This is a genomic window from Halomonas sp. TG39a, assembly GCF_000744395.1.
In the GTDB taxonomy this organism is placed as follows: Bacteria; Pseudomonadota; Gammaproteobacteria; order Pseudomonadales; family Halomonadaceae; genus Vreelandella; species Vreelandella ventosae_B.
Window position 1 is genome coordinate 879566 of sequence record NZ_JQLV01000001.1, and the last position, 25255, is coordinate 904820.

Genomic DNA, 25255 nt, shown 5'->3' on the forward strand with positions numbered 1-25255 from the left:
CAATGCCAATACCAGCCCACTAGGAGTTCTTTATGCGACTCGCACGTCACTTGCCCGTCTCCACGCTAGCGGCCGCCATTGCCATGTCAGGCCATGCCCAGGCGCAGACCGAAATTACCGTGGCCACGGTTAATAACAACGACATGGTGATAATGCAGAGCCTCACCGAGGCTTTTGAAGAAGCTCACCCCGATATCACCCTGGACTGGGTGGTGCTCGAGGAGAACGTGCTACGTCAGCGGATGACCACCGATATTGCCACCGATGGTGGCCAGTTCGACGTGATGACCATCGGCACCTACGAAGTACCTATCTGGGCAGAGCGCGGCTGGCTGTCTCCCCTGGATAACCTGCCCGACGACTATAACGAAGACGATCTGCTGGCCTCGGTGCGCGATGGTTTGAGCTTGGACGGCACGCTCCACGCTCTGCCGTTTTATGCCGAAAGCTCGATGATGTACTACCGCCAGGATCTGTTTGAGAAAGCGGGTATTGAGATGAGCGAGCAGCCCACCTGGGAAGAGGTACGCGAGTGGGCAGGCGAGCTGCACGGCAGCGAAGAGGGGGTGGCGGGAATCTGCCTGCGCGGAAAACCCGGCTGGGGCGAGAACATGGCCTTTGTTTCCACCCTGGTGAATACCTATGGTGGCCGCTGGTTTGACGAAGAGTGGAACCCCGAGCTCAACTCTGAGGCGTGGGTTAACGCTATCCAGTTTTATGTCGACTTGCTCAATGACTACGGCCCGCCAGGCGCAAGCTCCAATGGCTTTAACGAGAACCTGGCGCTGTTCTCCCGCGGCAATTGCGCGATGTGGGTAGATGCCACCTCAGCAGCGGGCAAGCTGTATGACGGCAATGAGTCCGATGTGGCGGATAGCTTAGGCTTTGCTCCAGCACCCGTGGCCGAAACGCCGAAAGGTTCACACTGGTTGTGGTCCTGGGCGTTAGCAATACCGGCTTCTTCAGAAAACCAGGAAGCGGCGCTTGAGTTTGTTACCTGGGCCACTTCGCAAGAGTACATTGAGTTGGTCGGTGAAACCGAAGGCTGGACCAGCGTGCCCCCAGGCACCCGTGAGTCGACCTACGCCAACGAGCAGTACACCGAAGCAGCCCCCTTTGCAGACTTCGTGCTGAAGGCTATTCAAGACGCCGACCCTACCGACTCCACCCTGGAACCCAATCCCTATGTGGGCGTGCAGTTTGTGGGCATTCCAGAGTTTCAGTCGATCGGCACCCAGGTTGGCCAAACCATTGCCGCGGCGCTAACCGGTGACACCACGGTGGAGCAGGCGCTAGACAGTGCTCAGCGTGCCACCGAACGCACCATGCAGCGGGCTGGTTATCTAGACTGATGGCCGCAATGCCTGCCTTGGCTAGCCAGGCAGGCATTGCACCCACACTGTTTCTGCAGGTATTCCCATGAATAAAACACGTGCTTCTGGCCGGACGGTCGGCGGGCTAAGGACGCTTTCACTTCAAGCGCCTGCTGTAACGCTGTTATTGCTTTGGATGATTGTGCCTCTGGGCATGACGCTATGGTTCTCCTTCCAGCGTTATAACCTGCTAATGCCGGGCATGACCGGCTTTGCCGGACTTGAAAACTACCAATATTTGCTCACTGATCCAGCCCTTTGGGCGGCCATGGGTAACACGCTGCTGCTGGTGGGCTGGGTGCTGGCGATTACCGTTGTTGGCGGCACCCTGCTGGCGGTGCTGTTCCAGCAGGAGTTTGCCGGGCGCGGGATCGCTCGGGTGCTGGCGATCTCGCCATTTTTTGTGATGCCCACCGTGAGTGCCTTGGTGTGGAAAAACATGATGATGCATCCCTCCAATGGGGTGCTGGCGTGGCTGTCTGAGTCTATCGGCCTGCCCGCCGTCGACTGGTTCTCCTCGCTGCCGCTGACCTCGATTGTGATCATCGTAGCGTGGCAGTGGCTGCCGTTCGCGCTGCTGATTCTGCTAACCGCTATGCAGTCGCTGGATGAGGATCAGGTGGAAGCCGCAAGAATGGACGGCGCGGGGCCGGTGGCGATTTTCTTCTTCATTACGTTACCGCATCTTAAACGCGCCATCAGCGTGGTCATCATGATCGAGATGATCTTCCTGCTGACCATTTTTGCCGAGATTTTTGTCACCACCTCCGGTGGCCCGGGCTTGGCGACCACCAATCTGGCCTACTTGATTTACATTCGTGCGCTGCTCGATTTTGACGTGGGCACTGCCTCCGCCGGTGGGGTGATCGCGATCATTCTCGCTAATATCGTGGCGATCTTCCTGGTCCGTATGGTGGCCAAAAACCTGGAAGAGTAGACCGGCACTTGTGTCCTGGGAGTACTTCGATGACAACATTAAATTCCAAACCCGCAGCGCCCCGCTCGGTGTCGGGATGGCGGTCGGCGCAAAGCAAGCGAGCCATGATAACGGTACTGGGCTGGTCGGTAGCGTTAGTGATCTTCTTTCCGATTTTCTGGATGATCCTGACTGGCTTTAAAACGGAAACCGCGGCGATTGCCGACCCCACGCTAATTTTTTCGCCCACCCTGGAAAGCTATCAGGCGGTACACGCGCGTTCTGGCTATACCCGCTTTGCGCTTAACAGCGTCGCGGTGGCCTTTGGCTCCACGTTCTTTGCGCTGCTGATTGCGATTCCCTCAGCCTACGCCATGGCCTTTTTGCCGACTAAGCGCACTAAGGGCACGTTGCTGTGGATGCTCTCTACCAAAATGCTGCCCTCGGTAGGTGTGCTGGTGCCGATTTACCTGATTTTTCGCGACGTTGGGCTACTCGATACCCGCACCGGTCTGATCATCGTCTATACGTTGATGAACCTGCCGATTGTGGTGTGGATGCTCTACACCTTCTTTAAAGATATGCCTAAAGACATTCTTGAAGCGGGGCGGATGGACGGTGCTTCCACCCTCCAGGAAGTGTTCTTCCTGCTGCTGCCGCTCACGCTGCCGGGTATCGCGTCCACAGGGTTGCTATCGGTCATTTTGAGCTGGAACGAGGCGTTCTGGAGTCTCAATCTCACTACCTCAAAAGCCGCGCCATTAACTGCCTATATCGCCTCATTCTCAAGCCCTGAGGGGCTGTTCTGGGCCAAGCTGTCTGCCGCTTCCACCATGGCCATTGCGCCGATTTTGATACTCGGTTGGATGACACAAAAACAGATGGTGCGTGGCCTGACCTTTGGTGCCGTCAAGTAAAGGATCTTCCTCATGGCAACACTACAACTACACAATATTACCAAGCGTTTCGGCGACACCGAGGTCATCAAGGGTATCGACCTTGAGGTTAATGACCGAGAATTTGTGGTCTTCGTTGGCCCCTCCGGCTGCGGTAAATCGACCCTGATGCGCATGATCGCTGGGCTTGAGAGCGCGACGGATGGCGATATCTTGATCGACGGTCAGCGTATTAATGACGTTGGGCCCGCAGACCGAGGCCTCGCCATGGTGTTTCAAAGCTATGCGCTTTACCCGCACATGACGGTAGAGGGCAACATGGGCTTTAGCATGCGCCTGGCGGGGGTATCCAAAGAGGAGCGGCGCGCCAAGGTACTGGAAGCAGCCAAGATTCTACAGCTCGAACCGCTGTTGGACCGCAAGCCCAAAGCGCTTTCCGGCGGTCAGCGCCAGCGGGTCGCGATTGGCCGGGCGATTGTGCGTAACCCCAGCATCTTCCTGTTCGATGAGCCGCTCTCCAATCTGGATGCCGCGCTGCGTGTGCAGATGCGTATTGAGTTAGCGCGCCTGCACGATGAGCTGGACGCTACCATGATCTACGTCACCCACGACCAGATCGAAGCGATGACCATGGCGGATAAAATCGTTGTGCTCCACGACGGCGTCGTCGAGCAGGTGGGCTCGCCCATGGCGCTCTACCATCATCCGCGCAATCGCTTTGTAGCGGGTTTTATCGGCTCGCCGAAAATGAACTTTCTGCCGGTAACGCTGACCAGCGTTTCGCCTGAAGGCGTGGGGATTCGTATGCCCGGCGGCGGTGAACGCAGCGTTCCGGTGGACGGTCAGCACCTGGAGGCCAACGCCCCCCTTGAGCTGGGTGTTCGCCCGGAACACTTAGTACTCGAAGAGCAGGGGCCCCTGAGTGGCGAGATCAAAGTGCTGGAGCGGCTAGGTGGCCAAACCTCGCTTTATGTCCAGATGGACGACGAACTCATCACGATTATGGCCGATGGCGACGTGGCCTATCGGGTTAACGATACGGTGCATTTCGGCTTTGCCCCCGAGCGCGCCCACCTGTTTGACGCTGGCGGCCTGGCCTTGCCCAGCTTGCAACAGCACCCCTTGGCAGGGCTAACCCGACACGATAACCGCGCGCCCGGTTCGCCTTCTGAGGAGCCTGCATGAGGACACTCATCTTTGACTGTGATGGCGTGCTGGTCGACAGCGAGGCGCTGGCTGAAGGTACGCTGGTGGAGTACCTCTCCCGCTGGCTGCCCGATCTGAATATCGACCAGGAACTAGGCCAAGCGCTGGGGATGACCACGGCGGCTATTCTTGCTCATCTTGAAGCGTTAAGCGCCCACACGCTGCCGTCTGATGCCACCGAGCAGGTGGATACTGCTATCGAGGCCCGTTTGGCGCAGGAGCTTAAAGCTATAGACGGCGCCGACAAGGCGATTCGTGGCATTACCTTGGAAAAGGCGGTGGTTTCCAACAGTCGACGCAGTCGTGTATTGGCATCACTGGCCAGCACAGGGTTGGCCGATGCGTTTGGCGAGGTGCCTATTTTTACCGCTGATCAGGTAGCGCATCCCAAGCCCGACCCCGCACTCTACCGATTGGCGGCATCCCATTTAGGCCAAGTGCCGCGTGATTGTCTAGTGGTAGAAGATAGCGTGGCCGGGGTGACGGCCGCCCGTGCTGCAGGTATGTGCGTGATTGGGTTTATCGGCGCCAGCCATGTGGATGTTGATCAAGCGGCGCGCCTTACTCAAGTCGGTGCCTGGCGTATTTTAGAGCATATGCACGGCCTGGAAGCCTTGGTGGATGAGTGGCAAGCCAATGGCCATTTATCCACTTGATAAAGGCTTCTTGCCCATAATAGTGCAGTTAACAGTGAGAGCATGACAATGAAACTAAATAGCAAAATCGCGGTGATTACCGGCGGCGCTCGGGGCATCGGCTTGGCCATTGCTCAGCGTTATTTAAGCGAAGGTGCCAGTGTGGTGGTGGCTGATATTGATGGTGCCGCCATTGAGGCGGCTTTGGCAACATTGGGCCAGCAAGCCCCCGCCGAAAAAGCCATGGGCATTGAGCTGAATGTCTGTGATCAGGCATCGATTAACGCCATGGTCGACGCGGTGACGCAGCGCTTCGGCGGCATCGATATTTTGGTCAATAACGCCGCTGTTTTTGATATGGCGCCGGTGCTGGAGGTGACTGAAGCCAGCTTCGACAAGCAGTTTGCGGTCAATACCAAAGGTATGTTTTTTACTTTGCAAGCGGTTGCCCGGTCTATGGTGGCTCGCGGGCAGGGGGGCAAAATTATCAATATGGCCTCCCAGGCAGGCCGTCGCGGTGAAGCGCTAGTAAGCGTTTACTGCGCCAGTAAAGCCGCGGTGATAAGCCTCACTCAATCCAGCGGGCTTGATCTCATCAAACACCGCATCAATGTTAACGGCATCGCCCCCGGCGTGGTGGATACGCCAATGTGGGAAGAAGTCGACGCGCTGTTCGCCCGTTTTGAGGGCCGCCCACTCGGCGAGAAGAAGCGCTTAGTGGGCGAGGCGGTGCCGTTTGGGCGAATGGGCCTGCCCGAAGACCACACCGGCGCGGCGGTGTTTTTGGCCAGCCAAGACAGTGATTACGTGGTCGCCCAGACGCTCAATGTGGATGGCGGCAACTGGATGAGCTGAGATGGCCATGACCCCTGATTTTGATACGTTAGCCCATCAGATTATTCGCGCCGCCGAAGGCGCCTCACGCTATCTGGTAGCGCTGGCAGGGCCGCCGGGGGCGGGGAAATCCTATCGCAGCGCCCAGCTCTGTGATGCCATTAATCAGCACCTACCAGGCCAGGCTGGACTAGTGCCCATGGATGGCTACCACTTCGATAACGCTGTGTTGGGCGAGCAACAGGTGCCGGTAAAAGGCGCGCCCCATACCTTCGATGTAGAGGGTTTGCGCTGCGACCTCGAGCGCATCCGCCAAGGGGTTCATCCGGTAGCGGTGCCGGTTTTTGACCGCCCACTGGATCTAGCCCGTGCCGGTGGACGACTGATCACCCTTGAACAGCGCATCGTCATTGTCGAGGGCAACTACCTGCTGCTTGACCGTTCCCCCTGGCGCGAACTGCGACCGCTGTTTGATTGGACGCTATTTCTAGACGTCGATGACGTCGTGCTGGTTGAGCGGCTGATCAATCGCTGGCTTGAGATGGGCGAGGATCGCACCGGTGCGCTGGAACGCACCCACCACAAAGACATGCTTAACGCTCAATTAGTGAAGAGTTGCTGTTTACCGCCTGACCAGCGCTGGCGCTAGTACTGTGTGTTAGCCCATTGATAGCGCCGCTTGTTACCTGCCTTTATTCACCCCATCGCGCCAAGAAGGCCTTGGCTGGAGAGTCCCATGACCCGTCTTAATAATCACAACCTGGGCAAGCTAACCGACGATGTTGCCAAACCTCAGTATGACCGCCAAACGCTCACCCCCGGCATCGTGCATATCGGGGTAGGCGGCTTTCACCGCGCCCACCAAGCGATGTATCTGGATGCCTTGATGAACCAGGGCGAAGCGCTGGATTGGGGCATTGTTGGTGTGGGCGTGATGCCCGGCGACAAACGCATGCAGCAGGCACTGGCAGCGCAGGACTATCTCTACACGTTGGTGGTCAAACATCCAGACGGCCAGTATGAGCCCAGGGTGATCGGTAGCATGCTGAATTATCTGTTTGCGCCTGAAGAAACAGAGGCCGTGATCGAGCAGATGGCCGATCCGGCGATTCGCATTGTGTCGCTAACGGTAACCGAAGGTGGCTATAACTTTCACCCGGTGAACGGTGAATTCGATCTCGACAACCCTCAAGTGCGCGCCGATCTTGCCAATCCTACCCAGCCCACCACCAGCTTCGGGCTGGTGGTGGAAGCGCTCGCTCGCCGTCGCGCCCGGGGCATCGCACCGTTCACCGTAATGTCCTGTGATAATATTCAAGGTAATGGTGACGTGGCCAAACGCATGTTCGGCGCCTATGCCCAGGCGCGGGATGCGGAGCTAGGCGCCTGGCTGGAAGCAGAGGTGGCCTTCCCCAACGCTATGGTGGATCGTATTACCCCGGTAACGTCGACCACGGATATTGATGAGCTGACCCAGCGCTTTGACGTTGAAGATGCTTGGCCGGTGGTCTGTGAGCCCTTCACCCAGTGGGTATTGGAGGATCACTTTCCCCTTGGCCGCCCGGCGTTTGATAAAGTGGGTGTCCAAGTCGTCAAGGATGTCGAACCCTACGAGCTGATGAAGCTGCGTCTGCTCAACGCCAGCCACCAGGCGTTGACCTATTTTGGCTATTTAGCCGGATACCGCTACGCCCATGAGGTGTGCCAAGATCCGCTATTCGTTGATTTTTTACTGGGTTATATGCGCGAAGAGGGCACGCCGACCTTGGCTCCAGTGCCGGGGGTTGATTTGGAAACCTACCGCTTAACGCTGATTGAGCGCTTCGCCAACCCGCAAATCAAAGATACCTTGGCACGCCTCTGCGCCGAGAGCTCTGACCGCATTCCTAAGTGGCTAGTGCCGGTGATTCGGCAGCAGTTGGCGCAAGGTGGCGAGATAGAGCGCAGCGCCGCTGTGGTGGCCAGCTGGGCACGCTACGCTGAAGGGGTAGACGAGCAGGGCGAGTCGATTGACATCGTTGACCGCTTGAAGGCCCCGCTGATGGTGATTGCCGCTGAGAACCGCGCTCGACCCACGGCCTTTATCGAAAATCGTGAGCTGTTTGGCGACTTAATCGACAGCACCCGTTTTGTAGAAGCCTATTTAGCGGCTCTAAGTTCACTGCACGAACGCGGCGCACGCGCTACGCTAGAGGGTCTGGCGTCGTCCAAAGGAACATTGTGATGTATATCGGGGTAGATTGCGGTACCCAGAGTACCAAGGTAGTGGTAGTAGACGTTGAGCAGGGCAAAATTCTTGCGGAAGCAAGCCGTGCTCATCACCTGGATGAAGGCGAGAATGGCCGTCGCGAGCAGGCGCCTGCTGAATGGCTGGCGGCCTTGAAAGCGGCGTTTTTTGCCGCACTCGACAAAGCCGGTGTCTCGGCTAGCCAAGTGCAAGGTATAGGCGTTTCCGGCCAGCAGCACGGTATGGTGGCTCTCGATGCAGAGGGCGTGCCGGTCTACCCCGCCAAGCTTTGGTGCGACACCGAAACCAGTGCCCAGAACGCCGCTTTAGTCGCCCGCTTGGGCGGCGAAGCGGGCTGCCTGGAGAAGCTGGGGCTGGTACTGCAAACCGGCTATACCGCCTCCAAAGTCGCCTGGCTGCGCGAGCAGCAGCCGGACGCCTATCAGCGTATCGAGAGCCTGCTACTGCCTCACGACTACCTCAATTTCTGGCTCACCGGTGAACGCGTCACCGAAGCGGGCGACGCTTCAGGCACCGGCTACTTCGATACCCGCAAGCGCTGCTGGCAGCTAGACGTATTTGCTGAAATTGCCCCTGAATTAGACCCCACGCGGGTTCTTCCCCGGGTGCTGGAAGCCCATGAGCCAGTAGGCATCGTGCGTTCAGCCGTGGCCCGCGAGTTGGGGCTGACTGATCAGGTGGTTGTCTCCTCCGGCGGCGGCGACAATATGCTCGGCGCTATTGGCACCGGCAATATTACCCCAGGGCTGATCACGCTGAGTTTGGGCACCTCCGGCACCGTTTGCGCCTACTCAGCGACCCCCGTGGAGTGCGATAGCGCCATGGTCGCCAACTTCTGCTCCAGCACCGGCGGCTGGCTGCCGCTGATTTGCACCATGAATGTCACTTCCGCCACAACTCGGGTGCGCGAGCTGTTTGGTTTGGACTTGGCGGCCTTTAGCGGGAAAGTGGCCAACGCGCCAATCGGCGCCGAGGGCGTTACCGTACTGCCATTTTTCAACGGCGAACGGGTGCCTATGCTGCCGAATGCCTCAGCGGACTTCCTGGGTCTGACCAGTCTTAATACCACCCAGGCTAATATGTGCCGGGCGGTGGTGGAGGGGGCCACTTTCGGGCTACGCTACGGGCTGGAATTGCTGGGTGATTTAACCGCCGGGGCTAGCCAGATTCGCCTGATCGGTGGCGGCGCTAACAGCCCCGTATGGCGGCAGATGGTCGCGGATATTACCGACACCCAGGTGATTTGCCCCGAGATTACCGACGCGGCCGCCCTGGGCGCGGCGATACAGGCGGCCTGGTGCGACCAGCGTTCAGAGGGGGTCACCCTGGAAGCGCTGTGCGAAAAATTAGTCCATCTGGATACGCAGTCGCTGGCCGACCCCCATCCAGAACGGGTGGCCGCCTACCAACCGATTTATGCGCGTTATTGCGCAGCACTTGAACAACGCCATGGCGGCGTGAAGTGATTATTAAGAATTAGACGGATATTAAGGAGATGTTATGACCAGTCAGCTGCAGCAGTTAAAGCAACATTCGCTTGTCGTCGCCGACACCGGTGATCTGGACGCTATTCGTCGGTATCAGCCTCAGGATGCCACCACCAATCCCTCGTTGCTGCTTAAGGCGTTTAGCCTGTCCGGTTACCAAGCGCTGATTGACGAAGAGCTCAGCAGTGTAAAAGCCTCCGGCGGCAGCCGTGAAGAGCAGGTCAAATATGCCGTTGACCGCTTAGCGGTGGCCATGGGCAGCGAGATTTCTGCCGTTGTTCCGGGGCGTGTTTCCACCGAAGTGGCTGCGCGGTTGTCGTTTGATACCCAGGCCAGCATAGCCAAGGCCCACGAGTTAATCGAGCTGTATGATGCCCGCGGGGTGTCTCGTGACCGCGTGTTGATCAAGCTGGCCTCTACCTGGGAAGGCATTCGTGCCGCCGAGGTGCTTGAGCGTGAGGGTATTCAGTGCAACCTGACGCTGCTGTTCAGCGAAGCCCAGGCCCAGGCCTGCTTTGATGCTGGAGTGTTTCTGATCTCGCCCTTCGTGGGGCGCGTGACCGATTGGTACAAAAAAGCGACCGGCAACGACTACACGCCAGAAAACGACCCGGGCGTTCAGTTTGTTCAAGGCGTTTGCCAGCGTGCCAACCAAGGTGGCTACGACACCGTGGTAATGGGCGCGAGCTTCCGCACTACCGGCCAAGTACTGGCCTTGGCGGGCTGCCCACGGCTGACGATTTCGCCGGCGTTGCTGGAGGAGCTGGAAGCAACAGAAGGCAGCGTCAATGCGCAGATTCAATCTGGCGAAGGTCGCGGCAAACCGACTGAACCGTTAAGTGAATCGGCCTTCCGCTGGGGCCACAATCAAGACGCCATGGCTAATGACAAGCTGGCCGAAGGCATCCGCCGCTTCCACGATGACCAGCTTGAGCTAGAGAGCCTGATCGATAAACGACTAGGCTAAGCGCCATAAGTCAGTCGATCGAGCTAAATTCGAGCAACGGGGAGAGTGACATGGATGCCACCCTAATCCAGCTGTTAGAGTCCATCTCGTTAACCCCTGCTGGAGACTTGCAGTCGCTAAGTGGGGGGGATATCGCCGCCGTATACCGCCTGGAGACGCGCCAGGGGCAGGTGGTGATTAAACACGACGACGCGACACAACTGCGCGGTGAAGCCGAAGGGCTACGTGCCCTGCGCAGCGCCTCTGCGCAGTTGGTGGTGCCTGAAGTGTTAGGTTTGTCAGCGGGCTGGCTAGTCATTGAGTCGCTGGATACCGTGCCAGGTGGGCCGCAGAGCGAAGCCGCGCTAGGTGAAGGGCTGCGCGGGCTGCACGGTGTGATTGGCGACGCCCACGGCTGGCATCAGGATAATGCCTGTGGGCGCACGCCCCAGCCTAATGCAGCGCTTAGTGACGGGCGGGCCTTCCAGCGTGAGCGGCGTTTATTACCCCTGTGTGAGGCGTGTCACCAGCGTGGGCTATTGGACGGCGAGTTGCGGAGGCGTATCGAGCGTTTGGCTCACGATTTGGAGAGTTGGCTGCCGGATGCGCCGCCCAGCTTGCTCCATGGTGACCTATGGTCGGGGAATGTGCTCTTCACGACAAAGGGGCCCGCGGTTATCGACCCCGCGGTGTACCGTCACTACGCGGAAGTAGATTTGGCAATGCTAACGCTATTTGGCTCGCCGGGGGAGGCGTTTTTTGATGCTTACTGGAATGGCGACGCCCCGACCGATTGGCCGAGGCGTGAAGCGCTGTTTCAGCTTTACCCGCTGCTGAATCACCTGCTGCTGTTCGGTGCCGGTTATCGTTCGGCGGTTGAGCGCAGCGTGGCGAGGCTCGAGTCTTTCGCCTGACTTGCCAGGACTTACGTTTTACCAAGATTTATAGGGCAAAAACTTACCATTCAAAGTTAATAGTACCCGGTCACCTTTGGGGTCTTCGATTTTATCGACTTCCATGGTGAAGTCGATGGCGCTCATAATGCCGTCGCCAAATTTCTCCTGCACCACGTCTTTCAGGGTCTCCCCGTAAACGCCAACGACTTCATACAGGCGGTAGATGAAGGGGTCTTGGGGGATCGCTTCGTCCCAGGCTTTGGTGGGGAAAGCCACTAAAGCTTCGGCGACATCGCTGTCCACGCCGAGGGAGTCACAAAGCTTATCGGCAATCGCTTGGCTGGCGCTGTTCATGCCGTAACAGGCGGAAGCGACCCACACCGGCGACATACCCACCGCGTTGCCAATATCGTCCCAGCTCATCTTTTTACGCGCTTTGGCGGCGAGCAGAGTGTGACGCATTTCGAGCTTATCCATGATGGTTCTCCTTTGGAGTGGAGGGCGTTTGAGGCCCTTTTTTGGCTAATAGGCAGTAATCAAGAAAAGACTTTTTTGGCTTGAGTGCGGACGTGGGTGGTGTAGAGCACCAAACCAACCAGTGTCAGACCGCCAACCAGGTTACCCAGCACCGTGGGGATCTCGTTCCACATAATGTATTGATACAGGGTGAAGTCAGCGCCCATCATGAGGCCAATCGGGAACAAGAACATGTTGACCACGGAGTGCTCAAAACCGAGATAGAAGAAGACAATAATCGGCATCCACATGGCCATGATTTTGCCAGAAACCGTTGTGGAGATAGCAGCACCTACCACGCCCATTGAGACCATCCAGTTGCAGAACATGCCTCTCATGAAGAGCACAATCCAACCGGCAAGTCCCGCGTCCTGGTAACCCACCGTGCGACTTTCACCCACAGTCATCATCGTTTGGCCGACAGCGTTGATCTCCTCGGTTCCGCCCATAGTGAAATTCAGGTAGCCAAAGGTGGCGATAAACAGGGCGCCCCCAAGATTGCCGAGCCCCACCAGCGCCCAGCACTTGAGCATTCGAGGTAGTGTGACGCCAGGCCGCTTGTCGAGCCATGCAAGGGGCACCAGCGTGAAAACACCTGTGAGCAGGTCATAACCCATCAGATAAAGCATCACAAAGCCGACAGGAAAAAGCAGCGCCCCGATCAAAAAGTTGCCTGTTTGTGTCGCTATGGTAATGGCAAAAATAACTGCCAACGCTAGGGTCGCCCCTGCCATAAAGGAACGGATAAGCGTATCCCGGGTGCCCATATAGACTTTTGACTCACCCTGATCCACCAACTTGGTGACAAATTCACTGGGCATTAAATAAGACATAAGTATGTCTCCTGTGTCATTTCGGTTAATTAACGCCTAACCCAAAAGTTTTAGTGTTTCCTGGTAGGAGCAATAAATAGAAGCAATAAAACCGATGGCTGCGCCGTCCTGGTGCAAAAGAGATTAGGCGTGTGGCGCTATCGCACTATCCTCACTACCGTTGCTATTTGTGTGCCAACTCGCGCGTATTTTTTATAAATATCTGTTTTTAATATATTTATTTTTTATTTCACGAGTCTTTTTGGAGCGTTTTGTGTGTTACGAAAAATCGTAATTCACGATATTCCGTTGTTTTATTGACGAAATGTCGTGAATGGCGCGGGAATTGAATGGTTAAGGGACAACTAACTCGAGCCTAACGCCAATGGATGAGCCAGCAAGCCTTCACACCGCCGCACTAATGGGCCGCATCTCCCCCCTTGCGATGCTCGTGGTCGACCCTTTTGCCGACCAACTACTCGACGCAAACCCTGCCGCCTGCGAGATGCTCAATATTGATGAAGCACTACCGCTGAGGGCTCCCTTTAGCCATCGCTTGAGCGCTTCACTGCCGCTATGGGTGAACTTCACCGGTGAGGCGTTGGCACAGAAAGCGGCCTGGTCAGATGACTTGGTGATGCTCGACATGCTGCGCCAGCCGTATCGGGTCGAGGTATATGCTCAACATATTGAAGACTCTTCGCAGCTTTTATTGACGTTGATTGATCGCAATAAAGCCGAACAGCGGCGGGCAAAAGCGGAGCTAGGCCGCCAGCACCGCCAGGGCGAAGTGGGCTGGCAGCGGGTCGAGCAGGTGTTTGAGCGGATTGAGAAGCAGAACCAGCTTATTCTTGGCGCAGCGGGGGAGGGCATTTACGGCCTGGATGCCGAAGGCAAAACCACCTTTGTGAATCCTGCTGCCGAGCGCATTTTAGGCTGGAGCACCGAGGATATGGTGGGCCACGACGCCCACCTGATGTTCCATCACACCCACGCCGATGGCAGCCACTTTCCGGTACAGCAGTGCCCGATCCATGCCTCGTTTAGCGACGGCCAAGTACATCACGTCGATAACGAAGTGTTCTGGCATAAAAATAGCGAAGCGATTCCGGTTGAATACACCAGTACGCCGATTTTCGAAATGGGCAGGTTGGTCGGGGCGGTAGTGCTGTTTCGCGATATTCGCGAGCGCAAGCGCGCTGAGCAGCAACTGCGCGATGCTCTTGCTGAAGTGGAGTCGCTCAAGCAGCGTTTGGAATTGGAAAATGAGTACCTTCAAGAAGAGATAAAAGCGGAGCTTAACCACCGTGATATTGTCGGCAACAGCCCGGCGGTGGCAAAGTTAATCCAGCAGATTGAACTGGTCGCTCCCACCAGCGCCAACGTGCTGATCAGCGGCGAGTCGGGCACCGGTAAAGAGCTGATTGCCCGCGCCATTCATGCTGGCAGTACGCGTAGCGACCGGCCGCTGATCCGGGTGAACTGTGCGGCTATTCCACGGGACTTATTTGAAAGCGAGTTTTTTGGCCATGTTAAAGGGGCGTTTACCGGTGCTGTTCAAGATCGCACCGGGCGCTTTGAACTGGCCCACGGTGGCACGCTGTTTTTGGATGAGGTTGGTGAAATACCTCTGGAGCTTCAGAGCAAGCTGCTGCGGGTGTTGCAGGATCAGCAGTTTGAGCGGGTGGGCGATAACCGTACTCGGAAGGTCGATGTTCGTGTGATCGCCGCCACTAACCGTGAGCTGCGCGAGATGATTGACGCGGGCCATTTTCGCGAAGATCTCTATTTCCGTCTCAATGTGTTTCCAATCGATTCGGTGCCGCTGCGTAAGCGAATTGAGGATGTGCCGCTGTTGGCGCGACACTTTTTACAGCGCGCCTGCCTGAAGTTTAATAAGCCAGGGGTGCGCATTCCCCCCGCCCAGCTGGAGATTCTTCAGCACTACCCCTGGCCAGGCAATATTCGTGAACTGGAGAACATTATTGAGCGCCAAGTTATCGTGACCCAGGATAGGCGCTTGATGTTTGATGACCTGCTGTTAGGGGACTCGCCGCGTTCAATAGGCTCTGCTAACCCGGTGCCTGCGCCGGTTCACGCCAGCGTGGAGCAAAGTGAAGCAACGCTGCTCACCGAGCATGCGCTGAGCCAGCGCCAGCGTGAAAGCACGATTGCCGCTCTGGAACAGGCGGGGGGAAAGGTCTCGGGGGCGGGGGGCGCGGCGGAGCTGCTTGGCATTAAGCCTACGACGTTGGCTTCTCGGCTAAATAAATGGGGCATCGACACTCGGCAATTTCGTAAAAGAGCGCCGCATTAATCGCCAAGCCATCATGCTTTGGACTAAGGTAAGCTGGAAGCGACTTGACAATAGGCTGTACACACATTTTTAGATTGTTCAAGGCTAGCATACATACATGAATGTAACTATAATGCTCATCTTTCTGAGTGGCACCGTACTTTGAGTGACACCGTGCTTTGATTGAATAAGTGCGCTGATTGATTGAGTGCGTTCGCCAACCTGACGCTGATACCTAGAGGCAATCCCATGCGACTGGCACACTGGGCAGTCAATGCCCCTTTACGACCCCTACTGTTAGCGGTATTTACCGCTTCTTTTGTATTGCCTGCTCAAGCTGCCGATCTCATCACGATTACCCGTGATGCGTTAGACAATAACGCTGAGCTTGCCTCGGCACGTTCCGAATATTTGGGCGTTGAAGCAGGTCGAGATGTTGCACGAGGTGGGCTGCTTCCCCAAATCAATGCGTCGGGCAGTGTGACGCATAACGAGCAGTATGAAAGTCAGGGTTCATCCCAAGCGGGAGCAGGTACTGGCGCAGGGAATGTGAGTGCCGGTGATGACCGTTACAACACGGTATCGCTCTCTCTTGAAGCCACCCAGGCGCTTTATAATGAAGTGACCCGCCGGGAAGTTACCCAGGCCGACCGACAGATCGACCAGCAGGTCTATTTGCTAGCGGCGACCGAACAGCAGCTGTTAATTGATGTGGCTAGCGCCTATTTCGACATTTTGCGTGCTTACGAGGTCCTAGAGGCGCGTCTTGCTCAAGAACGTGCCATCGGCCGCCAGCTTGAGCAAGCAGGCGAGCAGTTTGAGGTTGGTTTGATTGCGATTACTGAAGTCGAAGAGGCTCGCGCCACCTTTGATCAGTCACGTGCTGACCGGATTGCCGCTGAGAGCAATCTACAGGTGGCTTTTGAGGCACTAGAGCAGTTGACCGGGCAGCGCTATGCCAGCATCGAAGCGCTGGGTGACAGCATGCCGATTGCACTGCCTGAGCCCAGCAGCCGCGACTACTGGGTAGAGCAAGCCCTTGAGCTTAATCCGCAAGTATTGGCCCAACAGGCGGCCATTGAGGTTTCCCGTAGCGGCGTAGACATTGCCCGCGCGGGTCGTTTGCCGACTCTGCAAGCCTTTGGTAACTATCAATTTGGCGACAGCGATATTGATAATACCACCGGGAATGATTCTTCTAGCCAGGTGGGTATAAGCGCTAATTTACCGATTTACACCGGTGGTAGTACCAGCGCCAGCATTCGCCAGGGAACCTATCAACTGGAGAGTAGCCAGTACGATTTCGAGTCTCAGCGTCGCTCGTCGATCCAGCAGGTACGCTCGCTGTATACCCAAGTCAGTAATGACGTGGAAACCGTCGAGGCTCGGGAGCAGGCCATCGTTTCTAACCGAAGTGCGTTGGAAGCTACCCGCGCCGGTTACGAAGTCGGCACCCGGAATATTGTGGATGTTTTGAACGCTGAGCAGAATTTGTATAACGCCATCGCTAATTACGCCGAGGCTCGCTACGACTATGTGGTGAACCTGCTCTCGCTGCGCCAGCAGGCCGGGCGCCTGGATGTAGACGCCATTGAGGAAGTCAATGCGTGGCTAACCGGCGATGAGGTGAACTTTACCTTGCCCGAAAGCGGCGGCAACGACCGCTATGAACCCGCGCTCAACATCGGTGCGCCGCCCCAGCCCGGCGCTTAATTGCTTGTCGATTGGGAGTGCTCCAGGTGCGCGCGTGCTATCGGTCACCTTAAAAAAGATATATGGGAATTCAACGTATGAAGAAGATGATTCACTCACGCCGAGCGAGTCTGGTGACGCTGGTAGCTGCGTTGGCACTTTCAGCCTGTGGTCAGGAGCAAGCCGAGGCGCCCCAGCAGGGTGGCGGTCAAGAAGCTCCGCCCCATAAGGTCGAAGTGGCTGAAATGGCGCGTCAGGATATACCGCTGGATAAGTCGTACCCCTCGCTGCTGCGCAGTGATGATGAGGTCACCTTGGTTGCCCGTGTAAATGGTTTTCTTGAGGAGCGCCACTTCGAACCCGGTCAGCTAGTCGAGGAGGGTGATCTCCTCTACACCATCGAGCCAGACCTTTACCAGGCAACGGTTAACCAGCGTGACGCGGATCTACAGAGCGCCCGTGCCGAGCTTTCCCGGGCCCAGCGTGATGCCCAGCGTTTTGAGCAGCTACTCAGCCAAAACTCGGTGAGCCGTCAACAGTATGACCAGGCGTTGGCAGACCAACGCGTCGCCCAGGCCAACGTAGCACAGGCAGAAGCGGCACTCTCCAGCGCTAACCTGGATCTAGGCTACTCCCAGGTGACTGCCCCCGTATCGGGCATGATTGGGTTGAGCCAAATTAACGTGGGCAATCTGGTTACCTCCGGTACAGAATTAGCGACGATCACCCCGCTGGATCCACTGGAAGTGCGTTTCCAGCTGCCCCAGCGTGATGCTTTTGAACTGCGTCGCCAGTTGAGTGACAGCGGTGATACCTCGGATATTCGTGCGCGGTTGAGCATCCCTGGCGTCAGTGGCGGCAGCGATTCAGAACTGGAAGGGCATTTAGACTTCCTGGGCTCGCGGGTCGATAGCGGCACCAGCACCGTGCAAGCGTCAGCCACCTTTGAAAATCCCGACGCAAGCATACTGCCCGGTCAATTTGTGCGTGTGCGTATTGAGGGCCTGAAACGTTTTGATGTCATGGCAGTGCCAGAGATCGCGGTGACGCAAGGATTGATGGGCCCGCAAGTGTTTGTCCTGGATGAAGATAACAAAGCCCGCGAAAGAACTGTTTCATTGGGCGAAGTCGCTGGCCCTTGGCAGTTGATTCGTGAAGGCATTGAGCCGGGCGATCGTGTGATTGTCGGTGATCCGGCAGGTTTGGAGCCGGGTATGGCGATTGATCCCCAGCCGTTTAGTGGTGATGCGGAGGCAGTGGTCGAAGAGGCCGAGCAAGAAGAAGCGCAAGAGCAGGCAGAAGCGGCGCAAGAGATGGAAGAGGGGGCAGCCGATGGTCAGCCCGCTGAAGGGGAAGAGGGTGCGCAATAATGAACTTCTCTAACTTCTTCATCAGCCGCCCGATATTTGCCACAGTGTTGGCAGTTATCGTGACGCTGGTGGGCGTTATGTCGATGCGTATACTGCCTATTGAGCAGTACCCCAGCGTTGTGCCGCCGACGGTTTCCGTTCAGGCCCAATTCCCGGGCGCAGATGCAGAGACTGTTGCACAAACGGTGGCGGCACCCATCGCAGAAGCGATCAACGGCGTTGAGGACATGCTTTACATGACCTCCAACAGCTCTGATAACGGCACCATGAGTTTAAGCGTGGCATTTAATATCGGTACCAGTGGCGATATTAATACCATTAACGTCAATAACCGCGTTCAGGGGGCGCTCTCCCAGCTACCTGAAGCCGTACAGTCGCAAGGCGTCACCGTTGAGCTTCGCTCCGACTCTATTTTGATGTTTATCGCGTTGACCTCGCCGAGCGGCGACTACGACAAAATTTTCATGCAGAACTACGCCACCTTGAACGTCCTTGATGAACTGCGTCAGGTGCCCGGGGTGGGTAATGCAGAGGTGTTGGGCGGTGGTGAGTTCGCCATGCGCATCTGGATGGATCCGGATAAATTAGCTCAGTACGACCTGACGCCTAGCGAAGTGGCGAGTGCGATTAGAGCGCAAAACACTGAGATTCCGGCCGGTAGCTTGGCATCAACGCCGCAAAGTGAACCGCGCGCTTACACCTATACGATTACCGCTGGAGGTCGCCTTAATGATGTCGACGACTTCCGTAATATCTACCTGCGTACCAATAACGACGGCTCTTCGCTTCGCTTGGAAGACGTTGCACGCATTGAGCTTGGGGCCTCTTCTTACGGTGTCGACGCACGTTTGAACGGCTCAAGTATGGCGCCGATTATTATTAACCAACAGCCCGGCGCAAATGCGCTGGAAACTGCTCAGGGTGTGCGTACTGCGATGGAAGATTTGTCCACTCGCTTCCCACCCGGGCTTGAGTATGTAGCGCCTTACGACACCACGCTGTTTATTGATGCGTCGGTAGAAACGGTTATAAAAACGTTTATTGAAGCTTTTCTAATCGTAATCGTCATTCTGTTTATCTTTCTACAGAATTGGCGCTTTACCGTGATTGCCATGTCGGTCGTGCCCGTCGCGGTAGTGGGTACGTTTGCAGGCTTCTACGTATTTGGCTTTTCGATCAACCTGCTGACGCTGTTTGCGCTGGTGCTCTCAATAGGGATAGTCGTCGATGATGCGATTCTGGTGGTGGAGAACGTCGAGCGCGTGCTGAGTGAAGAGGAAGATATCAGCGTGCGCGACGCCACTATCCGGGCGATGAAAGAAGTTGGCGGGCCGGTTATTGCGACCTCGCTGATTATGGCCGCAGTGTTTGTACCAGTGGCTTTCCTGGGCGGCTTTACCGGGCAAATTTACCAGCAGTTTGCGATCACCGTGGCGATCTCGGTGGCGCTCTCTGCGGTAATGGCGTTGACCTTTACACCGGCCCTATCGGCGATCTTTATTAAACATAAAATCGCTGGTGCCGGTCAGTCCAAGTTTAAGCGCGCTTTAAACACACCGTTCCGACTGTTCGATCGCATGTTCGCAGGGATTACCGCCGCTTACATGTGGGTCGTAAAAGGCCTGGTGCGATTCTGGGTGTTGGCGCTGGCGCTCACGGTGCTGACAGGGGTGGGGTCGTACTGGCTATACGCTAATACACCCTCAACGTTGGTGCCTGAAACGGACCAGGGGGTTGTGCTGGTGAGTGTGTCCTTGCCGGATGCGGCGTCGCTTGACCGTACGCAACGCTATATGGCGAAACTCAGTTCGGCGATTGAAGATATTCCCGGGGTGGAGTACTCATCGGCGGTGGCGGGTTATGACATCCTTTCAAGTGCTGTGAATACTGCTCGCGGGGTAATGTTTATCAATCTTAGCCCTTGGTCGGAGCGTGAACTGACAGCCACTGAGCTGGTCGGGCGTATTATGGGGTTAGGCGCCAGTATTGATGGCGGCTCTGCCATGGCCTTTAACTTGCCGCCTATCATGGGGCTTTCGACCACCGGCGGGTTTACCGGTTACCTTCAGTCCTTTGACGGGGCGTCGACGCGCGAGCTCTATGAAGCTTCGTTGCAAATAATGCAAAAAGCTAACCAGCATCCCGCCTTGAACCGGGTTTTCAGCACCTTTAACGTTAATGTGCCGTCATACCGTGCCAATATCGACCAGCAGAAAGCGTTGAGTTATGGCGTGGAGTTGGGGAATATTAACTCGGCCTTAGGCAATACGTTTGGTAATGGTTTTGTGAATTACTTTAGCTATCAAAACCGCAACTTCCAGGTGTATCTGCAAAACGAGGACGAATTTCGTAAAACGCCGGAAGACGTCAGCAGTGTCTATGTCCGTGGCGGCAACGGCGAACGTATTCCCCTTTCCGAGTTTGTCGAGCTTGAGCGCCAAACCGGCCCGGCGGTAGTATCGCGGTTTGGGGTTTACGCGGGTGCTCAGTTCCAGGGTGAACCTGCGGCTGGCTACAGTTCCGCCCAAGCGATTGAAGCGATGGAAAGCATCGTACAAGAGACGCTAGGCTCTAACTGGGGCATGGGCTGGACCGGCACGGCTTATCAAGAGTCCAACATGGGCAGCGCCGCGACTCTGGCGATTGTCTTCGGGCTGTTGATGGTGTTCCTGATTCTGGCGGCTCAGTATGAAAGTTGGTCGTTACCGCTGGCGGTACTGACGGCAACGCCCTTTGCCTTCCTCGGCGGTATTGGCGGGATAGTTCTACGTGGGCTGGATACCAGTGTGTATGTCCAGATAGGCATGCTGGTGGTGGTCGGGCTTGCGGCGAAGAACGCGATCCTAATTGTGGAATTTGCTGAGCTGCAGCGTAAGGAACAGGGCAAATCCATTCGTGAAGCGGCTATTACCGCAGCTGAACTGCGTTTCCGCCCCATTGTAATGACCTCCTTGGCGTTTATCTTCGGCACTTTGCCGTTGGCCTTAGCCACCGGTGCCAGCGATGTGAGTAGCCACCATATCGGCACCACAGTGGCGATGGGTATGTTCTCGGTGGCTACTTTGGGTAGTCTGTTTATTCCCAGCTTCTATGCCATGATTGCGACGGCATCTGATTGGCTAGGTCGTAAGATGAAAGGGAACAAACATGAGTCTGCTAAGCCCGCACTGGAGCATGACAAGCACTAGCCTTTAGCGATTTACCAAGGGTGATAATAAGCGGGTGCTACCTTCGGGTGGCACCCGTTTTTTTTAGTGCGATGATCCAGGTCAAAGTAGAAGTGGCATTCCAAAGCTAACCTGGACTAAGCTGGAAGTAACAACACATCACCGGCTAAGTACCGGGGGAGAACACGCCATGCAATCGCTACTGCACGCTGCTACGCAATTTCCGAGCATTGTTTTTACCCTATTACTCGGACTATTAGCCCTCTACTGGCTATTAGTGATTATCCGCTTAGCGCCCTTAGAGCTTTTTGAGCGCGATAGTCTAAAAGAGGATCATCTTGCCAGCACGCTGGTCTCTTTAGGCTTCGCGGGTGTTCCCGCTACGCTGGCATTAACGGTAATTTTAACCATTGCCGCGGTGATCACACTGGCGATCGAACTGCTGGTGCTGCGTTGGTTGCCTCTCGGCTTGATACGTATCCCGGTAGGGGTGCTGGTGTTATGGGGCTCGCTGGTGGCTGCCTCCCCCGTAGCGTCGATGCTCTGCCAAGCATTGCACCGCGGGCTACACCGTTACCGCCCCTTCACCCGGCGCTGCTTACTGGGCCAAACGGTCGTAGTGACTGAGCGCCAAGGCGCGGGGGAGCAGGCGTTTGCAGTGATTGATGATGAGCCCAATAGCACGGTGAAGCTGCTTAGCAAAAGCGATGCCCTGCCTGTGCAGGGGGAGCGCCGGGTGCTGGTGAAGTACTTGCCTGAAGAAGGGGCTTACCGTAGCGTCTCTGAACAGGCGTATCTCGAAACGCGGATACGTTTGAACAGACTGCGGCTCAATCAGAAAAACCGCACTTCAGCCCATTACTCTGCCTCGCACTGATACGCCATTTTGCTGGAGATAGTGACCGGGAGGCACAAATTTTAAGCATTCCGGTCTACTTCCACCACCGACGCCACTTCTGCGCCAGCCACTGCACTGCAAGCTGCCAGCCTGTGGCGTTTTGCGTTTTATTACTTGGCGTTGGGCGAGGAGCGGGACGGTTTAAAAAGTGGCGAATGGGATCAACCTGTGCCGGTTTATCCAGCATGGGGGCGTGACCGCAGTTAGGCACGCTAAGCGTTACCAGCTTAGGCTGTGCCTCGGCCATCTTTGGTAGAGTTTCCGGGTCTAATAGCGTTGATTCTTCCCCGCGAATGACCATCACTGGGCAGCGAATATTCGCCCAGTCGGCCCACATGTCTCGGGGCGTATCATGCACAAACTGTTCACCGATGCGCGGATCGAAGTGGTACGTCCAACTGCCATCCGGCAACCGACGGGCACTGTTGAGTGCGAGCTCGCGGCGTGCCGCTTCAGCGGTAATGCCGAAGCTGGCGTAGTGCTGGTTGAGCTCTTGCTGGAGTTCGCTAAAGGTAGAAAACCGGTGGGTAACGCCGAAATAACTGGAAAGACCAATCAGGCCCTGTGTGTTCAGTTCGGGGCCGACGTCGTTAAGAATTAGCCGGGAAATACGCGCGCTATGCTGTGGGTCCGCGGCGATCAGCATGCCAAGCAGGCCTCCCATTGAGGTGCCCAGCCAATCAACGTAATCAAGTTCAAAGTGATCGAGCAGCGCGATCGCAACGGTTATGTAATGGCTATAAAGGTAGTCGTGGGCAGGGAATAGCGACCAGCTTGATAACCCGCGGCCTGGAGTGTCTGGGGCTAGAATCCGCCATTCACTACCGAGCTCCCGCGCCAGCGCACTAAAATCGCCTCCATGGCGAGCAAGGCCATGCCAGGCGATAAGGGTGCGGGGCGCGGTAGGGTTCCAAATACGTACGGCCACTTCTAATTCGCGTACGCGGATAAACGCTAAGGCATCCATAGTTGGCTCACACGACTAAAACGATATGGCCAGTATTAGCATACTTGCTGCATTGCAGCGAGAGCTGGATGAGGTGTTTAGCGCTGCATCATACGGATAGAGGCATCGATTAGCTCTCCACCGCGTTCGCGAATCGAAAAAGCCTCGGGGTTACGTAGCCAGTCGTGGAATACTCCACCCATCATTGATTGCATCAAGCGTGCTGCTACTTGAGGGCTTAAATCTTCGCGCAGCAGCGCCTGCTGTTTAGCAAGGATAAATACGTCGAGCATTTCTTCAAAGCACTCGTTGCCAATCTCTTCCTGCATTTCCAGCGGGTTGATATCACTGAAAAACTCACAGCGATGCAACAAAATCGACAGTACCCGTTGGTAAGACGGTTGCTCAATGCGCACCAAGCCAGCATGGCAGGCTAGGCGTATGGCTTCTAGCGGTGATAGTTCGGGGTCAGCTTTGTCGACCTCATCCATCAACGACTGAAACGGCATGCGCACCTTTTCAACCAGCGCCATGAAAAGATCGCCTTTATTCTTAAAATGCCAATAAACGGCGCCGCGGGTAAGGCCTGCATGGCGAGCAATTTGCTCTAGAGAGGTGCGCGCCACGCCTTTGGCAAAAAATACCTCTTCAGCAGCTTCAAGCAGCGCTTCGCGAGTAGCGGCGGCTTCAGCTTTGGTCTTTCTTGCCATGAAAGTGCAACCTCATAATCGACACAGTATGGTCATATTTTAACCTAAGCTGAAGCACATTTACATTCAAAACTGTATGGATAAATGTCCTACCTCATAACGTGGGTTAACAAATTCGTCATTTGGCCACTGAAAGCGTATAAACAGGCAATGAGACTGGCCCACCTCGTACTAATGACGTGAGCATAACGGATTAAAAAAAACAGGATATAAAGCATGGCGCGAGCTCCTTTTCAGCTGGGCGAACATACCATTATGCCCGGTCAGCGTTTACAAATTGATGTGCCGGTAGCGCGTTTGTATACCCATACCCCCCTGCATATTCCTGTCGAAGTCGTTCACGGTCGCAAGGATGGCCCGGTGCTGTTGGTCTGTGGTGGCATTCACGGTGATGAAATCAATGGGGTGGAAATTGTCCGTCGGGTGCTGCGCGCGAAAGCGATCAATAGTATCCGCGGCACCTTGATCGCTGTACCGGTGGTGAATGTGTTCGGCTTCTTACAGCAAACGCGCTATTTACCTGATCGGCGTGATCTCAATCGCTGTTTTCCGGGCAGTGAGTCGGGCTCTTTAGGCGGGCGCATCGCAGCGCTATTTCGCGAAAAAATTGTCGATCACGCCACGCACATTATTGACCTGCACACCGGAGCTATTCATCGCACCAACCTGCCGCAAATTCGTGCTCAGCTGCAAACCGGCAGCGAAACGCAGCGTATGGCCGATGCTTTTGGTGCGCCGGTGGTGCTGAATGCGGAACTGCGTGAAGGTAGCCTGCGCCACTACGCCCAGACGCGTGGGATTCCGGTGCTCACCTATGAAGCAGGCGAAGCGCTGCGTTTTGACGAGTGGGCGATTGCCCCAGGGGTGCGCGGCGTGCTGCGGGTGATGCGCCGCTTAGGCATGCTGACCGGCGAGCAGCGCCGCCGCACACCTGCGCCTGCGGAACTGGCCAAAGGGTCAAGCTGGGCGCGCGCGCCTATCGACGGTATTTTGCGCCCCAAGGTGCGCCTGGGTGCCCGCGTTGCCAAAGGTGAAGTGCTGGGCAAAGTCGCTGACCCTTTTGGCAATGACGAGGGCGAAGTGCGCGCCGTTGCCGATGGCATTGTGATTGGTATGAGCCGCTTACCGCTAGCCAACGAAGGCGAAGCGTTGTTCCATATTGCCCGCTTTGATGAAATTGATGAAGCTGAAACTGCCGTTGAAAGCTTTAACTCAAGCTTGGTGCCGCCCCCTGATTCGTTTTATTAATCGTTATTCATAGCTAACAACTATCGCTGTGATAGTTAAGGATTAGCTACTGTAAATGGCAAGTTGGCAGCGGTTTGACTATACCTAGTGGTGGGCTTTGTTAGCGGCTGCAAAAATGATAGGAACTAAAACAAACAGCTAAGCTTTCATCGTACTCGAACGA

21 protein-coding genes are annotated in these 25255 nt (G+C 56.1%); 17 read left to right on the forward strand and 4 right to left on the reverse strand.

Translation table 11 applies throughout. The features are described from left to right. Positions 1 to 32 precede the first annotated feature (32 nt). From U738_RS03870 to U738_RS03920, 11 genes are all read left to right on the forward strand, one after another. The gene (locus U738_RS03870) at positions 33 to 1352 is read left to right on the forward strand and encodes an ABC transporter substrate-binding protein (protein ID WP_035577501.1); all 1320 of its coding nucleotides are present in this window, start codon (positions 33 to 35) and stop codon (positions 1350 to 1352) included. A gap of 67 nt (positions 1353 to 1419) precedes the next feature. Beyond that, entirely contained in the window at positions 1420 to 2310 is an 891-nt protein-coding gene (locus U738_RS03875; protein ID WP_035577503.1) for a carbohydrate ABC transporter permease, read from the forward strand. Between the two features lie 29 nt (positions 2311 to 2339). Next, entirely contained in the window at positions 2340 to 3206 is an 867-nt protein-coding gene (locus U738_RS03880; RefSeq protein ID WP_035577505.1) for a carbohydrate ABC transporter permease, read from the forward strand. A 12-nt stretch (positions 3207 to 3218) separates the two neighbouring features. Next, positions 3219 to 4370, forward strand: coding sequence for an ABC transporter ATP-binding protein (locus tag U738_RS03885; RefSeq protein ID WP_035577507.1), 1152 nt, complete (start codon positions 3219 to 3221; stop codon positions 4368 to 4370). Then, positions 4367 to 5047 carry an HAD family hydrolase gene (locus U738_RS03890; RefSeq protein WP_035577508.1) on the forward strand — a complete coding sequence of 227 codons (681 nt, stop codon included), beginning with the start codon at positions 4367 to 4369 and terminating at the stop codon, positions 5045 to 5047. The genes U738_RS03885 and U738_RS03890 overlap by 4 nt, the downstream gene beginning before the upstream one ends. 48 nt (positions 5048 to 5095) lie before the next feature. After that, positions 5096 to 5881 (forward strand): L-iditol 2-dehydrogenase, encoded by a 786-nt coding sequence (locus U738_RS03895; RefSeq protein ID WP_035577510.1) that lies wholly within the window; start codon positions 5096 to 5098, stop codon positions 5879 to 5881. Between the two features lie 7 nt (positions 5882 to 5888). After that, a complete protein-coding gene (locus U738_RS03900) occupies positions 5889 to 6509 on the forward strand; it encodes a nucleoside triphosphate hydrolase (protein WP_035583158.1) in 621 nt (206 codons plus the stop codon). Between the two features lie 87 nt (positions 6510 to 6596). Beyond that, positions 6597 to 8084 (forward strand): mannitol dehydrogenase family protein, encoded by a 1488-nt coding sequence (locus tag U738_RS03905; protein ID WP_035577512.1) that lies wholly within the window; start codon positions 6597 to 6599, stop codon positions 8082 to 8084. Continuing rightward, positions 8084 to 9574: a xylulokinase gene (gene xylB, locus U738_RS03910; RefSeq protein ID WP_035577514.1), complete on the forward strand. Its 1491-nt coding sequence runs from the start codon at positions 8084 to 8086 to the stop codon at positions 9572 to 9574. The genes U738_RS03905 and xylB overlap by 1 nt, the downstream gene beginning before the upstream one ends. Positions 9575 to 9608: 34 nt before the next feature. Then, positions 9609 to 10562, forward strand: coding sequence for a transaldolase (gene tal / locus U738_RS03915; RefSeq protein ID WP_035577517.1), 954 nt, complete (start codon positions 9609 to 9611; stop codon positions 10560 to 10562). A gap of 50 nt (positions 10563 to 10612) precedes the next feature. Further along, the gene (locus tag U738_RS03920; RefSeq protein WP_035577519.1) at positions 10613 to 11455 is read left to right on the forward strand and encodes a fructosamine kinase family protein; all 843 of its coding nucleotides are present in this window, start codon (positions 10613 to 10615) and stop codon (positions 11453 to 11455) included. 18 nt (positions 11456 to 11473) lie between these two features. Here U738_RS03920 and cynS read toward each other — a convergent pair whose 3' ends face one another. Beyond that, positions 11474 to 11914: a cyanase gene (cynS, locus tag U738_RS03925; protein WP_035577522.1), complete on the reverse strand. Its 441-nt coding sequence runs from the start codon at positions 11912 to 11914 to the stop codon at positions 11474 to 11476. Positions 11915 to 11973: 59 nt separating this feature from the next. Beyond that, on the reverse strand, positions 11974 to 12786 hold the full coding sequence (locus U738_RS03930; protein WP_035577524.1) for a formate/nitrite transporter family protein: 813 nt from the start codon (positions 12784 to 12786) through the stop codon (positions 11974 to 11976). A gap of 364 nt (positions 12787 to 13150) precedes the next feature. On the opposite strand from U738_RS03930, the gene U738_RS03935 reads away from it, so the two are divergent. The 5 genes from U738_RS03935 to U738_RS03955 all read left to right on the forward strand — a co-directional run bounded on the left by U738_RS03935 (position 13151) and on the right by U738_RS03955 (position 22167). Next, positions 13151 to 15082, forward strand: coding sequence for a sigma 54-interacting transcriptional regulator (locus U738_RS03935; protein WP_035577527.1), 1932 nt, complete (start codon positions 13151 to 13153; stop codon positions 15080 to 15082). A gap of 228 nt (positions 15083 to 15310) precedes the next feature. Continuing rightward, positions 15311 to 16774 (forward strand): TolC family outer membrane protein, encoded by a 1464-nt coding sequence (locus tag U738_RS03940; RefSeq protein ID WP_035577530.1) that lies wholly within the window; start codon positions 15311 to 15313, stop codon positions 16772 to 16774. A gap of 77 nt (positions 16775 to 16851) precedes the next feature. After that, the gene (locus U738_RS03945; RefSeq protein WP_035577533.1) at positions 16852 to 18123 is read left to right on the forward strand and encodes an efflux RND transporter periplasmic adaptor subunit; all 1272 of its coding nucleotides are present in this window, start codon (positions 16852 to 16854) and stop codon (positions 18121 to 18123) included. Continuing rightward, on the forward strand, positions 18123 to 21311 hold the full coding sequence (locus tag U738_RS03950; RefSeq protein ID WP_035577536.1) for an efflux RND transporter permease subunit: 3189 nt from the start codon (positions 18123 to 18125) through the stop codon (positions 21309 to 21311). The genes U738_RS03945 and U738_RS03950 overlap by 1 nt, the downstream gene beginning before the upstream one ends. A gap of 169 nt (positions 21312 to 21480) precedes the next feature. Beyond that, on the forward strand, positions 21481 to 22167 hold the full coding sequence (locus U738_RS03955) for a hypothetical protein (RefSeq protein ID WP_035577539.1): 687 nt from the start codon (positions 21481 to 21483) through the stop codon (positions 22165 to 22167). Between the two features lie 55 nt (positions 22168 to 22222). Here U738_RS03955 and U738_RS03960 read toward each other — a convergent pair whose 3' ends face one another. Together U738_RS03960 and U738_RS03965 are read right to left on the reverse strand one after the other, a co-directional pair. After that, entirely contained in the window at positions 22223 to 23155 is a 933-nt protein-coding gene (locus tag U738_RS03960) for an alpha/beta fold hydrolase (protein ID WP_035577541.1), read from the reverse strand. Positions 23156 to 23232: 77 nt separating this feature from the next. Next, positions 23233 to 23844, reverse strand: a complete 612-nt coding sequence (locus U738_RS03965; protein ID WP_035577543.1) for a TetR family transcriptional regulator — start codon at positions 23842 to 23844, stop codon at positions 23233 to 23235. Between the two features lie 216 nt (positions 23845 to 24060). Here U738_RS03965 and U738_RS03970 point away from each other — a divergent pair, with 216 nt between their 5' ends. Beyond that, positions 24061 to 25092 carry a succinylglutamate desuccinylase/aspartoacylase family protein gene (locus tag U738_RS03970; RefSeq protein ID WP_035577544.1) on the forward strand — a complete coding sequence of 344 codons (1032 nt, stop codon included), beginning with the start codon at positions 24061 to 24063 and terminating at the stop codon, positions 25090 to 25092. Positions 25093 to 25255 lie beyond the last annotated feature (163 nt).

What these genes read in the sequence shown, in the direction of transcription:
- U738_RS03870 (WP_035577501.1), top strand. Translation starts at nt 33, where the DNA reads ATGCGACTCGCACGTCACTTGCCCGTCTCCACGCTAGCGGCCGCCATT.
- U738_RS03875 (WP_035577503.1), top strand. Translation starts at nt 1,420, where the DNA reads ATGAATAAAACACGTGCTTCTGGCCGGACGGTCGGCGGGCTAAGGACG.
- U738_RS03880 (WP_035577505.1), top strand. Translation starts at nt 2,340, where the DNA reads ATGACAACATTAAATTCCAAACCCGCAGCGCCCCGCTCGGTGTCGGGA.
- U738_RS03885 (WP_035577507.1), top strand. Translation starts at nt 3,219, where the DNA reads ATGGCAACACTACAACTACACAATATTACCAAGCGTTTCGGCGACACC.
- U738_RS03890 (WP_035577508.1), top strand. Translation starts at nt 4,367, where the DNA reads ATGAGGACACTCATCTTTGACTGTGATGGCGTGCTGGTCGACAGCGAG.
- U738_RS03895 (WP_035577510.1), top strand. Translation starts at nt 5,096, where the DNA reads ATGAAACTAAATAGCAAAATCGCGGTGATTACCGGCGGCGCTCGGGGC.
- U738_RS03900 (WP_035583158.1), top strand. Translation starts at nt 5,889, where the DNA reads ATGACCCCTGATTTTGATACGTTAGCCCATCAGATTATTCGCGCCGCC.
- U738_RS03905 (WP_035577512.1), top strand. Translation starts at nt 6,597, where the DNA reads ATGACCCGTCTTAATAATCACAACCTGGGCAAGCTAACCGACGATGTT.
- xylB (WP_035577514.1), top strand. Translation starts at nt 8,084, where the DNA reads ATGTATATCGGGGTAGATTGCGGTACCCAGAGTACCAAGGTAGTGGTA.
- tal (WP_035577517.1), top strand. Translation starts at nt 9,609, where the DNA reads ATGACCAGTCAGCTGCAGCAGTTAAAGCAACATTCGCTTGTCGTCGCC.
- U738_RS03920 (WP_035577519.1), top strand. Translation starts at nt 10,613, where the DNA reads ATGGATGCCACCCTAATCCAGCTGTTAGAGTCCATCTCGTTAACCCCT.
- cynS (WP_035577522.1), bottom strand. Translation starts at nt 11,914, where the DNA reads ATGGATAAGCTCGAAATGCGTCACACTCTGCTCGCCGCCAAAGCGCGT.
- U738_RS03930 (WP_035577524.1), bottom strand. Translation starts at nt 12,786, where the DNA reads ATGTCTTATTTAATGCCCAGTGAATTTGTCACCAAGTTGGTGGATCAG.
- U738_RS03935 (WP_035577527.1), top strand. Translation starts at nt 13,151, where the DNA reads ATGGATGAGCCAGCAAGCCTTCACACCGCCGCACTAATGGGCCGCATC.
- U738_RS03940 (WP_035577530.1), top strand. Translation starts at nt 15,311, where the DNA reads ATGCGACTGGCACACTGGGCAGTCAATGCCCCTTTACGACCCCTACTG.
- U738_RS03945 (WP_035577533.1), top strand. Translation starts at nt 16,852, where the DNA reads ATGAAGAAGATGATTCACTCACGCCGAGCGAGTCTGGTGACGCTGGTA.
- U738_RS03950 (WP_035577536.1), top strand. Translation starts at nt 18,123, where the DNA reads ATGAACTTCTCTAACTTCTTCATCAGCCGCCCGATATTTGCCACAGTG.
- U738_RS03955 (WP_035577539.1), top strand. Translation starts at nt 21,481, where the DNA reads ATGCAATCGCTACTGCACGCTGCTACGCAATTTCCGAGCATTGTTTTT.
- U738_RS03960 (WP_035577541.1), bottom strand. Translation starts at nt 23,155, where the DNA reads ATGGATGCCTTAGCGTTTATCCGCGTACGCGAATTAGAAGTGGCCGTA.
- U738_RS03965 (WP_035577543.1), bottom strand. Translation starts at nt 23,844, where the DNA reads ATGGCAAGAAAGACCAAAGCTGAAGCCGCCGCTACTCGCGAAGCGCTG.
- U738_RS03970 (WP_035577544.1), top strand. Translation starts at nt 24,061, where the DNA reads ATGGCGCGAGCTCCTTTTCAGCTGGGCGAACATACCATTATGCCCGGT.